This window comes from Anaerotignum sp. MB30-C6, from assembly GCF_030908465.1.
Taxonomy (GTDB): Bacteria; Bacillota; Clostridia; order Lachnospirales; family Anaerotignaceae; genus Chakrabartyella.
Genome location: NZ_CP133078.1, coordinates 44,121 through 57,306, shown reverse-complemented (window position 1 = coordinate 57,306; position 13,186 = coordinate 44,121). Strand labels below are relative to the sequence as shown.

Below are 13,186 nucleotides of genomic sequence, written 5' to 3'. Positions count from 1 at the left end.
TTTTACAGCAAGTTGCTGTTATGTTTAGGAGGGTATTATGAAATGAATCAACAAAGAGAGAAATTTTCATCCAGACTAGGATTCATCCTCATTTCCGCCGGCTGTGCCATCGGCTTGGGAAATGTTTGGAAGTTTCCTTATATTACTGGGCAATTCGGAGGGGCTGCCTTCGTATTAATTTACATCCTGTTTTTAATTTTACTTGGTCTGCCGATTTTAGTGGCCGAGCTTTCCGTTGGCCGTGCCAGCCAAAAAAGTGTGGCTATGTCTATGGATGTACTGCAACCAAAGGGAACGAAGTGGCATTATTTCAAATACTTCGCAATGGCAGGTAACTACATTTTAATGATGTTTTATACTACCGTTGCAGGATGGATGATATACTATTTCTTCAAAATGGCCAGCGGTGGTTTCGTAGGATTAGACAAAGATGCCATTTCTAGCATTTTTGGCTCAATGCTTTCAAATCCTGTTTTAATGACAGGTTATATGATAATTGTTGTTTTGGTTAGCTTTGGCATTTGTAGTCGAGGGTTGCAAAAAGGTGTAGAAAAGATTACAAAAGTGATGATGGTGTTATTACTGCTCTTAATGGTAGTTTTGGCAACACGCTCCATTTTCTTAGAGGGTGGCGAAGAAGGTCTTCGTTTCTATCTTACACCCAACTTTTCCGCCTTAAAGGAATTCGGTGTGTTAGAAGTTTTATTTGCCGCTTTGGGACAGGCATTCTTTACGCTAAGTATCGGTATGGGTGCCATTGCAATTTTCGGCAGCTATATTGATCGTTCCCGTTCCTTAACCGGGGAAGCTGTTTATATTACCATATTAGATACCATGGTTGCCTTAATGGCAGGTTTAATTATTTTCCCTGCTTGCTTTGCTTATGGCATTAACCCTGACGCAGGCCCTAGTTTGATTTTCATCACACTGCCAAACGTTTTTAACGCAATGCCTGGCGGCCGGTTGTGGGGTTCTTTATTCTTCTTATTTATGTGCTTTGCTGCATTTTCCACAGTAATTGCTGTTTTCGAAAACATTATTTCCTTCGGTACAGACTTAACAAATGCCAGCAGAAAAAAGGTAATTGCTTTCAACTTAGTGGCAATTATTCTCCTTTCCATCCCTTGTGTGTTAGGATTTAACGTATTAAGCGGCGTTCAACTTTTGGGCGAAGGCTCTACCATCTTGGATTTTGAGGACTTTATTGTCAGCAACAACATCCTTCCTTTGGGTAGTGTAGTTTACGTATTGTTTTGTACTTGGAAAATGGGCTGGGGCTGGGATAACTTTATGGCTGAAGCCAACAGCGGCGTAGGCTTGAAGTTCCCTAAGGCAATCCGTTTCTATGTTCAATGGATACTGCCCGTGATAGTTTTATTTGTATTTGTAATGGGTTACAAGTCCTTATTCTTTAGCTAAAAAATGTAGACCGTCATCAAACCTCTGATGATGGTCTTTTTTAATTTCGAAAGAATCCTTTAAGAATTTGTGTGCCACTGGAAATATGTTGAAACCGTGCTATAATTTATAGGTATCTATTCGATTAAATTTAGGAGGTGCTGGTCTTGAATGAAGCACTCAAACAAATAAGTCTTTTGCGTATGTTTTTGATTTCCCTTTTTTCTATCTTTTTCTTAATGCTTATTGGAATCGGTTTAGAAAAAGTATTCGGCATTGACAACGGTATGATTGCAAAAGCCCTCGGCATCCTAGGGCTTTATTTTGCCCCACTTACCATGATCTACCGTACCCTTCACAAAAATAATCAAAGCATTAAAATGTGGCTGAAACCGGTGCGAATTCGCATTCTAGAAACATTAGCTGGGGTTATTTTTCCTGAAATGCTAGGCGTAGGTATATTACTTTTAGCTAGTACCATATTTATTTCTTTTGGCTCCTTGCCCGCTGAAGAAACGCTAAAATCCACCACAATGGGCACGGATTATTGGGTACAATATTTTGTCCTTTCTTGCCTCCTTGCGCCATTTTGTGAAGAAATAATATTTCGGGGTTTCTTGTTCGAAAAATTGCTTGGTACAAATTCCATGAAAAAGTCCATTTTAATCACCTCTTTGGTTTTCGGAATCATGCATGGATTAAGTGGCGTTTCCCCAGCAATTGTCAGCATTGTTCTCTGCGTTTTATACAAAAAGTATAATAGCTTAATTCCATGTATGGCAGTCCATTTTCTTCATAATTTAATGGTTTTTCTAGTGAGATACTCCGTTCTAAACACATCATCTATGGAAAGCACCTCGAGCACAACAACATCCTTCTCCCCTGCGGAGTTGCTGCCTGTTGTCATTCTAGTCTCCATGGGGTTAATTTGGCTGGTTCGTTTTATAAAAACAAACTGGAAATATACTTACCCAAAAACAGAAATTGAGGCTTGATACAGTTCTGCTCAAGCTCACACCTAAGGCTATCCACGAAACTTTCCGTAGCCTTAGGAAATTATTTCTCGCATCTTTCTCTGAAAAATCCTAAATTGCACCATAATTTTACTTGTATCTTAAAGAAATATCTCCACCCTTTACCTCTCTGATTTAGTCTCCTTACTGACGAATTTTCACCGCAATCACCCTTTCTTAGTTTCTCTCTAAGAAAATACCCATCCATTATATTTCAAAATAGACACGAACCTGCGGCTCCTGTTTGAATAAAAACCAATGTATTATTTTCAGGCAAGCTGTAGAAGAATGATACTTTTTTCTTTGTATAAATCATGCTATACTCAAAGAAAAAGGAAAGGTGGAGATATTTTATGAAACTAGCCTTAATCCAAATGAAAGTAAAAAACACACCTGAAGAAAACTTGATGGAAGCAAAAAAAATGCTGGCAAAGGCAGCAAAAGAAAACATTGATATTGCAGTATTCCCCGAAATGTTTGCTTGTCCTTATGACAATCGCTGTTTTCCCCGTTTTGCCATGGAAAAGGACAACCCTTTTCTTACGGAAATTGGAAATGCAGCGTTGGAATACGGGATTTACATTGTAGCTGGGTCTGTTCCGGAAAAGTTTAAAGATAAAATATTTAACACCTCTTTTGTTTTTGATCCGAAAGGACATAGAGTCGAGAGACACCGCAAAGTCCACCTCTTTGATATAAATGTGGAGGGAGGACAACATTTTATGGAATCTGAAGTTCTTTCCCCAGGGGAAGACTTTACTACCTTTGATACCCCTTGGGGGAAAATAGGGCTTATGATTTGTTATGACATTCGCTTTCCAGAGCTTGCCCGTCTTTTGGCTCTGAAAGGTGCAAAGGGAATTATTGTCCCTGCCGCCTTTAATATGACTACAGGCCCTGCCCACTGGGAGCTTTCCTTCCGTGCAAGGGCATTGGACAACCAAGTATTTATGGCAGGGGTTGCCCCCGCAAGGGACGTCAATTCCTCTTATATCGCTTGGGGACATACCATCTCCACCGACCCATGGGGTAGAGTTTTGACCCAGTTGGACGAAAAAGAAGGCATTGCTTTTGTTGAATGGGAAATGGAAAAGTTGGAGAAAGTACGCAGAGAATTGCCTCTTTTGGAGCATCGCCGAAAGGATTTATACCGTTTGTCTGATATTTCCAATGGTTCTCAGCTCATAAGATAAAGTTAGAAAAAGTAAATAAATATAAGTTTGTGTTATTAAAAAGGAGTTTTTACCATGAAAGAAATCATTTATTTAGCAGGTGGCTGCTTTTGGGGCACCGAAAAATATATGGAGTCCATAGAAGGGGTTCTATCTACCCGTGTAGGATATGCTTTGGGGAAAAAAGAAGGAGAAGACCATACCCTGCCAGAAACCGTTACCTACGAACAGGTTTGCGGCCATATTGGCCATGCAGAGGCAGTAGAAGTTATCTTTGACTCTGAAAAAATCCACCTTACTCAAATTCTGAAAGAGTATGCCTATACCATAGACCCCACCTCCATCGGGAGACAAGGCATGGATATTGGTATCCAATACCGTACAGGAGTGTACTATACAAAGGCGGAGCAAGAATCTATCATCAGTGCATTTCTTGAGCAATTACAACAAGAATACAGCGAACCTGTAGTAGTGGAAAATCTGCCCCTATTGCAGTTTATTGAGGCAGAAGAATACCATCAGAAATACTTAAACAAAAACCCCAACGGATATTGCCATATTAACTTTGCAAAAATTGAAAAAAAGAAACAAAGTGTTGTAAATCCTGTTCTTTATCCTAAGCCTGCAAGGGAAGTCTTAAAAGAAAAGCTCACCCCATTGCAGTATGCCGTTACCCAACAAAATGAAACAGAACCACCTTTTGCGAATGAATATTGGGAAACGGAAGATGAAGGAATTTATGTGGATATTACAACGGGAGAACCCCTTTTCACCTCAAAGGATAAGTTCCCGTCTGCCTGCGGTTGGCCTTCCTTTGCAAAGCCCCTAGACCCCAATGCAGTTGAGGAATACGACGACCTTTCCCTTGATATGATTCGGACAGAAGTACGCAGTCGGTCAGGAAATGCCCATCTGGGACATGTATTTGACGACGGCCCAAAAGAATTAGGTGGTTTACGCTATTGTATCAATAGTGCTTCCTTGCGTTTTATCCCCAAAAAAGAAATGGAACAGGAAGGATATGGCGAATTTTTACCTTTTCTATAAGAAAATGGTTGTTTTTTTTACCCTAGGAGGCTACAATAAGAAACATATGAATTCAGAAATAGGAAAAGGAGCGATCTCTCGTGGATTTGACAACAGTAAAATCAATCTACCGTGATACGGCTGCCTATACAAACAAAGAGGTAACCATTGGCGGTTGGATTCGTACTATGCGTGTTTCCAAAAATTTTGGCTTTATTGAGCTGAATGACGGTTCTTTCTTCAAACATATTCAAATTGTTTTAGAAGCAGAAACCTTATCTAATTATACAGAAATTACAAAGCAGGGCGTGGGTGCCGCTTTAATTGTAAAGGGCATTGTGTTGGAAACCCCCGATGCAAAACAGCCTTTTGAATTAAAGGCATTGACCGTAGAAGTAGAAGGTACTTCTACCCCCGATTATCCATTACAGAAAAAACGTCATGGCGTTGAATTTCTACGCCAGATTTCTTATTTGCGCCCCAGAACAAATATGTTCTCCGCAACTTTCCGTGTAAGAAGCTTAATTGCTTATGCAATCCACAGTTTCTTCCAGGAAAGAGGGTTTGTTTATGCCCATACACCCATCATCACAGGCAGTGACTGTGAGGGTGCCGGCGAAATGTTCCGCGTTACCACTTTGGACTTAAATAACTTACCCAAAACAGAAGACGGAAAAATAGACTTTTCCAAAGACTTCTTCGGAAAAGAAACAAACCTAACAGTAAGCGGTCAGCTTTCCGCAGAAACCTTTGCTATGGCGTTCCGTAACGTATATACCTTTGGCCCTACATTCCGTGCGGAAAACTCCAACACCCCTCGCCATGCTGCAGAATTTTGGATGATTGAACCTGAAATGGCTTTTGCAGATTTGCAGGATAATATGGAGTTGGCAGAAGACATGTTAAAATACATCATCCGCTATGTTCTGGAAAATTCTCCCGAAGAAATGGAGTTTTTCAACAGTTTTGTGGATAAAACACTCCTTGAAAGATTGCAGAATATATTGAACAACGACTTTGGCCGAGTATCCTATACAGAGGCCGTTGATTTGTTAATTCAGAGCGGACAGGAGTTTGAATATCCCGTAGAATGGGGTATCGACTTACAGACAGAGCATGAACGTTATTTGACAGAAAAGATTTTCAAGAAACCTGTTTTTGTTACAAACTATCCCAAGGATATCAAAGCCTTCTATATGCGTATGAATGATGATAACAAAACCGTTGCCGCTATGGACCTTTTGGTTCCTGGCGTTGGTGAAATTATCGGCGGCAGCCAAAGAGAAGAAAGACTTGATCTCTTGGAAAAACGCATGGAAGAGATGGGCTTAAACAAAGAAGACTACTGGTGGTATCTTGACCTTAGAAAATACGGCGGAACCAGACACGCAGGCTTCGGCTTAGGCTTCGAACGTGCTGTCATGTATTTGACAGGCATGGGCAACATCCGTGATGTATTGCCATTCCCCAGAACTGTAAAGAATGCAGAGTTCTAATAAAAATAAACGATTCAGGGCATCATCGTTCACCGATGACGCCCTGTTTTTTATGTATGATTAATATATCCCCTTGGTTTCAAAGGATGCGTTCACAATCAAGTCGTCCCGTTTAATTTTCTCATTTTCCAAGGCTTTATCCGCAGAGGATGCCATATCATTCAAGCGACTCAAAACGCTCTCTATCTGCTCCTTCGTGCTCTGAACACGAGCCTGAGATTCATTGATTTGTTCCATAACCGCCCAATCTGCAAAAAGTCCGTCAAAGAAATAGTCTGCAAAAAGCAGAAAGCCATCAATATTGACCTGCAAATCCATATGAATGGTCACATCGGCCAACTCTGTTTTAAAACGTCGTAACTCCTCCTGTAACTGCTCAATCTTTTTCTGGGCTTCATCCAAATGGCTGTGTTTTGCCAAATCGGTAAGCAGACCGCCGCCTAACATATCCCATGCCCCCCAGCCCTCAGCACTCTCAAGGCTAAATAAAACACCTTTGATCGTTTCAAGCGCTGTCTGCCCAGCAGAAATAGACTCTTGGATTTCTCTCTTTTGGCTTTCTATACAAGCCATAGCCTCCTCAGTCCGTAAGATGGCTACAGCCTGTTCAGAACCAAGGGCTTTCACTGCCTCAGATACCGTCTTCAGCATTTTTTCATACTGCTGTTCACAGCCCTGTAACCTATCCAGCTCTCCTTCGCAACGGCGAATATCTTCTTCCACCTTAGAAAGTTCACCGGCGGCGGCATCATACTTCACCGCAGCAGCGTAGGCTTCCTCCCGTTCATTGTCCAACTTTTCGTCCCTTTTGCCAACAACACCATAGAAAAAAGCCGCTAAACTATTGCCTTCCAGACGGTCAACATCAGCCTGCTCGTCCAATTTAACCTTTTCAAGCTGGGAAACTCTAGTACTCAGTTCCTGATGCTGTCCATACAGTTCTTTCAACTTGGACTCTTGTCGTTTTTTCTGGGCTACTTGCTGTTGAAGAAGCTGTAATTGTCCGTCATAATATGCCATAGTGGTCTCCTTCCTACCCTTGCTGTATTGTTCTTTGTTATCTCCTCACCATGTCTGGTGTAATTTCTTCTATGCTTGTAGCACCACACATAGACATCGTATCCCGCAGTTCCTCGCCAATTTTATTGATGTAGGCCTCTACCCCCTCCGCACCGCCGCCATAAACAGCAGTTACGAAGGGTCTTGCGATAATCACCCCGTCAGCACCCATGGCAAGGGCTTTAAACACATCGCCACCTGTACGGATACCACCATCTACAAATATCTTCATACTGTCGCCTACTGCGGCTACAATTTCTTCCAAAACATCTGCCGTTGCGGCACAACCATCCAACACCCTGCCGCCATGGTTTGAAACAACAATGGCATGGGCACCTGCTTCTTTTGCCTTTAATGCACCCTTTACACTCATAATTCCTTTAATAATAAAAGGAGCTTTTGTGAGGGAAATAATCTCTTTTAACTCTGCAACCGTTTTACTTCCCGCAGGAGGTGTCAGATTTTTCAAAAAAGGAAGCCCTGCCGCATCAATATCCATGGCAACTGAAAAAGCATTGCTTTGGGCTATCAGCTCCATTTTTTCCTCTATGGTTTCTTTGTTCCATGGCTTAATGGTGGGGATGCCCATACCTTTTGCCGCCTTAATTGCCTTGGTGGCACCCGCCATAACATCGGGGTTCACCCCATCTCCCGTAAATGCTCCAACGCCACACTGACTGCAAGCCGAAACCAGCGTATCATTATATGTGATATCACTAAATTTATCACTATAATGCAACTGCACAGCGCCCACAGGCCCTGCAAAAAATGGGTATGCAAAGTTTTTTCCAAACAGTTCCACAGATGTGTCTATAGGCTTATTTTCACATATGGTATCCATATTAAGATAGACTTTTCTCCAAGCCTCATAATTTCGAATCGCCGTATCACCAATGCCCTTTGCACCAGGCCCCGGCAACTTATTCCCACAAGCCTTACCGTTACAAACAGGACAAGCAAAACATTTATCTCCAATACTCTCTCTTGCAATTTTTACTACTTCTTCAAATGTCATTTCTTTACCCCCTTTTTAGGCATATCATATCATAAGAAAATAGGGAAATCAAACAAAAACACAACACTCTAGTGGTGCGTTCGTCCTCCCCAAATAAGCATTATGTCACCTTAAAACTAGACACTTTTGTTAGAGATAAACCTTATTGCCTTCCTTTATCTTATACAAAAGTATTTCTTACAATTTATACGTCCAAAACAGTATTAACCCTCTGAAAATAATATTGAAATGGCAAGTACTGTTCTAATTATTAGACTGTGAGTTTAATTTATTAGATTCACTTTTTAATTACAAGATAAAATCAGCTTATTTTATAATCCACTGGCGAAACACCTAGGATTTTTAACGCAACTTCCTATGACAAAAGCTTTCAAATTTGTCTTTTTTCAATTTATCTTAATCTCTTTTCTCCGCTTGCGGTGTATATTTCATACCACTCCCACCGCTCAAGCTTCACATCCAAAGCCTTTATGGCATGATCCAAACGGGAAAGCTTACTACTGCCCACAATAGGCATTGCTTTTACAGGATGATACAGTATCCATGCGAAGGCAATCACCTCTGGCTCAACCCCATGGCGGTTGCCGATTTCTTCAAGTTTTTGTCTCACGTTCACAAAAGGTGCCTCTTGGGAAGTAAAAATCCGCCCTCTTGATAAAGGCGACCAAATCATAGGATGAATTGACTTCTGGGTAAGCATGTCCATCATACCTGAATCAATGTGTTCAAAACAGCATGGGCTCCACTCAATTTGGTTGGTGCAAAGCTGATTTTCTGTAAACTCATTTAGTGCCTCAAATTTAAATGGATCAAAGTTGGAAACGCCAATTTCCCTTACAAGCCCCTCTTTTTTAAGCTCCACCATAGCCCTTCCGGCTTCTCTAGGATCAAAGCAAGGATCTTCCCGATGGATTAAGTATAAATCTAAATAATCACAGGAAAGACGTTGTAAGCTCTCTTTACAGGACTTCTTTATCCGCTCATAGGATGTATCGTAATATTTAAATCCATCTTTATTAAAAATTCCTGTTTTACTTACCAACTGAATTTTATTTCGCATGGACGGATTTTTTGCAAATACTCTACCCAGTTGGGTTTCACACTCTCCGAAGCCGTAAATTTCTGCCGTATCTAGGGTGGTTACCCCCCGTTCCATACAGCCTTGTATAAACGCCTCCAGGCTTTTTATATCCCAATCCCATTCAGTCAAACGCCAAAAACCCTGAATAATACGAGAAAATGATAGATTTTCCGTTATTTCTAAATATTCCATTGAAATACCCCCTTTGCTATATTCTTATTGTTCGACACATCTGCAAATATCCCTTTGTCATAAGCCACAACTAAAATTCCTTGCCTCTTATAGACAGGACATTCTGTATAATACTTATGAAATTACAGATAATTCTCTTATAATCACACTATATTCGCATAATATTCAATATTTACTTTCTATTCATTATATAGCACGCACAATTGCATTGAATTAAAAACATTATTTTCATGACATATGCAACAACTCCCTAAATAATTTGTAATTTAAATTGTATACTTCGTCTTTTTAACCTAAGAGAACATTGAATTTTTATGACAAATGTAAGTAAGTTGTATAATTATGCATTTTCTTATTGACTTTCTATTTTAAAGGTTTATAATAGAAAAAAATAAATTGTTCGAGAGGGGGAACACCCTATGAAGTATAAAGTTTACATAGATGGTCAGGCTGGTACCACTGGCTTACAACTACGCCAACGGCTAGAGCATCATCCCAATATTGAATTATTATTAATCAGCGAAGAGCTAAGAAAAGATGAAGCTGAAAGAAAAAGACTTATAAATCGTTCTGACGTTGTGTTTCTTTGCTTACCCGATGAGGCGGCTAAAGAGGCAGTAAAACTGGTTGAAAACCCTAATGTCTGCATTATAGATGCCAGCACAGCCCATAGAACCAATCCCCTTTGGACTTACGGTTTTCCAGAACTTTCCCAAGAACACAGACAGGAAATTGCAGTCTCCAAGCGAATTGCAAACCCAGGCTGTCACGCCACAGGCTTTATTGCGGGGGCCTATCCTTTGGTAAAGCTGGGCATTATAAGTCCCGACTATCCTTTTAGTGCCCATAGCATTACGGGGTATAGCGGTGGCGGAAAGGGCATGATTCAAGAATATGAAGAAACCCATAGACCATTGGCATATGAAAGCCCCAGACAATATGGCTTAAGCCAAACCCATAAACATTTACCGGAAATGCAGTATGTGACGGGAATTTCCGCTCCCCCCGTTTTATCCCCGATTGTTTGCGATTTTTATTGTGGCATGGAAACCTGCATTCCTCTACATAGCAACCTTTTTTTGAAAAAGGTAACAAAAGCGGAACTAACAGAATTACTAAAAGATTTTTATAAAGATTCAAGTTTCATCACATTTGCCCAAGAAGAAACAGGCTTTTTGGCATCAAATACCATGGCAAACAACAACGGTCTTACCCTTTACTTAGAAGGCAATGATGAACGAATGACCCTCATCAGCGTATTTGATAATTTGGGGAAAGGTGCTTCTGGTGCCGCTGTACAGAATATGAATATTGTGCTAGGTCTGAATGAGACCCAAGGGTTGGAATAAAAGGAGGAAATCTTATGCAGAAAATTTCAGGGGGTGTCACCACCCCAAAGGGCTTTCTAGCCGGCGGAATCCACTGTGGAATCCGTGGAAATCAGGATAAAAAGGACTTGGCCATGATTTATAGTCAAACCCCTTGTACCGCGGCTGCTGTTTATACACAAAACAAGGTTTATGGAGCACCCATTACTGTTACAAAAGAAAATATTGCAGATGGTATGGCACAGGCTATGATTTGCAACAGCGGTAATGCCAATACTTGCAATGCCGACGGTGTGGAAAAAGCAGAGGCAATGTGTCAAATGACAGCGGACGCCCTTGGTCTTTCTCCTAAGGATATTATCATTGCTTCCACTGGCGTAATCGGTGCAGTATTACTCTTAGAGCCCATTGCCAAGGGCATTAAGGAACTAGCACCACAACTGACAGAAAGCGGTTCATCTTTGGCGGCAGAGGCAATTATGACCACAGACACCAAGGCAAAGGAAGAAGCCTATACCATTGAAATTGGTGGAAAAACCGTTACCATTGGGGCAATGGCCAAAGGTAGCGGCATGATTCACCCCAACATGGCAACCATGCTTGGATTTTTAACCACTGATGCGGCAATTACCATACCTATGCTACAAAAAGCTTTAAAATTAGCAGTGGATGATACTTTCAATATGGTTAGCGTTGACGGCGACACCTCTACCAACGATATGGTTTCTATCATGGCAAACGGCATGGCAGAAAATCCTGTTATTAATCAAGAAGGCCCCGAATTCCAAGCTTTCCTGACAGTAGTTAAAGAAATTTGTACTTCCATGGCAAAGCAAATTGCAGGAGATGGCGAAGGGGCTACAAAACTTTTGGAGTGTACCGTAAGCGGTGCACCCAACACCCCTTTAGCAAAGTCCATTGCAAAATCCATCATCACCTCAAGCTTGGTAAAGTCCGCTATGTTTGGTGCGGATGCTAACTGGGGGCGTATCCTTTGTGCCATCGGCTATACGGAGGGGGATTTTTCCGTAGACACCATTTCCGTAGATATTTCCTCGGCAAAGGGCACCATTCAAGTTTGCGAAAAGGGCGCTGGTGTAGCATTTGATGAGGAAGTGGCAAAAGCTGTTCTTTTAGAAGAGGAAGTTCATGTTCAAGTGGAAATGAACCAAGGCACTGCTGTGGCAACAGCATGGGGATGCGACTTGACTTATGATTATGTGAAAATCAACGGAGACTACCGTACCTGATAGGGAGGTTTAAACAATGATTACAGATTCTAACACCATAAAGGCTAACGTATTGACCGCTGCTTTACCATACATACAGAAATACACAGGCAAGACCGTTGTCGTAAAATACGGCGGGAACGCCATGATTCACCCTGATTTGAAAAAGGCAGTGATGAGCGATATTATTTTGCTTTCCTTAGTAGGCATTCATGTGGTACTGGTACATGGTGGAGGGCCTGAAATCAGCGGGATGCTTAAAAAATTAGATATCCCCTCTCATTTTGTAGATGGCCTACGCTATACCGATGCAGAAACAGCCCAGGTGGTGCAGATGGTATTGGCAGGTAAAACCAACAAAGATTTGGTTTCCCTCATTGGTCAACTAGGGGGAAAAGCCATTGGTCTTTGTGGCATTGACGGAGGCATGATTAAAGCCAAAAAAATTGAAGGTAACTACGGTTTTGTAGGGGAAATTACGAATATTAATACTGAGCCCATTACCCAAGCGATTGAAAGTGGGTATATCCCCGTGATTGCCACTGTGGGAACGGACTGCAAGGGGCAGACCTACAACATCAATGCGGATACAGCGGCGGCGGAAATTGCGGCGGCCTTAAAAGCGGAAAATATTATAACCCTGACGGATATACGAGGGTTAATGGGAAATATAGAAGACGAAGACTCTTTGATTCCCGTTGTAAAAATGGATGAAGTGGAGCGATTAATCAGCCATGGAATCATAAGCGGAGGCATGATACCAAAGGTGAAAAGCCTGGAAAAATCCGTTCTTTCAGGCGTAGAAAAGGCAGTTATGATTGACGGGAGAATCGAGCACTCCATTCTCATTGAGATGTTTTCCGACGAGGGTATCGGTACCATGTTTATTAAATAAATCAAGGTCAAGACCTTGGGCTTCGCCCAAACCCACTTGCTTTTTGAAAAAAGCAAGACCAAAAACTTTTTTACCCGCATATTCATGCGGTTTTAAGGTTATCTTTAAATTTCAATTAAAACCTGCACGATTTGTAAAATCGTGCAAAACAAAGTTTAGGTCAAGCCTTTATAAAGGCTTGGAACTTGACTTTCGGGTTTGGATAGCATCCCGAGAACTTGACTTTCTCGTTGGGGACAGCGTCCCAAGAACTTAACTTTCAGAATAAAAAATTTCAAAAGG

The 13,186-nt window shown here is 41.3% G+C and carries 11 protein-coding genes; 8 read left to right on the top strand and 3 right to left on the bottom strand.

What is annotated here, in order from left to right; genetic code table 11:
• Window positions 1-42: 42 nt before the first annotated feature.
• The 5 genes from RBQ60_RS00250 to asnS all read left to right on the top strand — a co-directional run bounded on the left by RBQ60_RS00250 (window position 43) and on the right by asnS (window position 6,105).
• Window positions 43-1,419, top strand: coding sequence for a sodium-dependent transporter (locus tag RBQ60_RS00250; RefSeq protein ID WP_307884601.1), 1,377 nt, complete (start codon window positions 43-45; stop codon window positions 1,417-1,419).
• A 146-nt stretch (window positions 1,420-1,565) separates the two neighbouring features.
• Window positions 1,566-2,393 (top strand): type II CAAX endopeptidase family protein, encoded by an 828-nt coding sequence (locus tag RBQ60_RS00245; protein WP_307884600.1) that lies wholly within the window; start codon window positions 1,566-1,568, stop codon window positions 2,391-2,393.
• Window positions 2,394-2,764: 371 nt separating this feature from the next.
• The gene (locus RBQ60_RS00240) at window positions 2,765-3,604 is read left to right on the top strand and encodes a carbon-nitrogen hydrolase family protein (RefSeq protein WP_307884599.1); all 840 of its coding nucleotides are present in this window, start codon (window positions 2,765-2,767) and stop codon (window positions 3,602-3,604) included.
• A 54-nt stretch (window positions 3,605-3,658) separates the two neighbouring features.
• Window positions 3,659-4,630, top strand: a complete 972-nt coding sequence (msrB, locus tag RBQ60_RS00235; protein ID WP_307884598.1) for a peptide-methionine (R)-S-oxide reductase MsrB — start codon at window positions 3,659-3,661, stop codon at window positions 4,628-4,630.
• Window positions 4,631-4,710: 80 nt separating this feature from the next.
• Window positions 4,711-6,105, top strand: a complete 1,395-nt coding sequence (gene asnS / locus RBQ60_RS00230) for an asparagine--tRNA ligase (protein WP_307884597.1) — start codon at window positions 4,711-4,713, stop codon at window positions 6,103-6,105.
• Window positions 6,106-6,165: 60 nt separating this feature from the next.
• On the opposite strand, the gene RBQ60_RS00225 is transcribed toward asnS, so the two are convergent.
• The 3 genes from RBQ60_RS00225 to RBQ60_RS00215 form a co-directional block, all read right to left on the bottom strand.
• Entirely contained in the window at window positions 6,166-7,125 is a 960-nt protein-coding gene (locus RBQ60_RS00225; protein ID WP_307884596.1) for a hypothetical protein, read from the bottom strand.
• Window positions 7,126-7,162: 37 nt separating this feature from the next.
• On the bottom strand, window positions 7,163-8,179 hold the full coding sequence (locus tag RBQ60_RS00220) for an alpha-hydroxy-acid oxidizing protein (protein WP_307884595.1): 1,017 nt from the start codon (window positions 8,177-8,179) through the stop codon (window positions 7,163-7,165).
• A 391-nt stretch (window positions 8,180-8,570) separates the two neighbouring features.
• Window positions 8,571-9,452: an aldo/keto reductase gene (locus RBQ60_RS00215; RefSeq protein ID WP_307884594.1), complete on the bottom strand. Its 882-nt coding sequence runs from the start codon at window positions 9,450-9,452 to the stop codon at window positions 8,571-8,573.
• A gap of 419 nt (window positions 9,453-9,871) precedes the next feature.
• On the opposite strand from RBQ60_RS00215, the gene argC reads away from it, so the two are divergent.
• From argC to argB, 3 genes are read left to right on the top strand one after another with little or no spacing between them, the layout of a single operon-like run.
• A complete protein-coding gene (gene argC, locus RBQ60_RS00210) occupies window positions 9,872-10,801 on the top strand; it encodes an N-acetyl-gamma-glutamyl-phosphate reductase (RefSeq protein ID WP_307884593.1) in 930 nt (309 codons plus the stop codon).
• A gap of 14 nt (window positions 10,802-10,815) precedes the next feature.
• Window positions 10,816-12,030 (top strand): bifunctional glutamate N-acetyltransferase/amino-acid acetyltransferase ArgJ, encoded by a 1,215-nt coding sequence (gene argJ / locus RBQ60_RS00205; protein WP_307884592.1) that lies wholly within the window; start codon window positions 10,816-10,818, stop codon window positions 12,028-12,030.
• A 16-nt stretch (window positions 12,031-12,046) separates the two neighbouring features.
• Window positions 12,047-12,904 carry an acetylglutamate kinase gene (gene argB, locus RBQ60_RS00200; RefSeq protein WP_307884591.1) on the top strand — a complete coding sequence of 286 codons (858 nt, stop codon included), beginning with the start codon at window positions 12,047-12,049 and terminating at the stop codon, window positions 12,902-12,904.
• Window positions 12,905-13,186 lie beyond the last annotated feature (282 nt).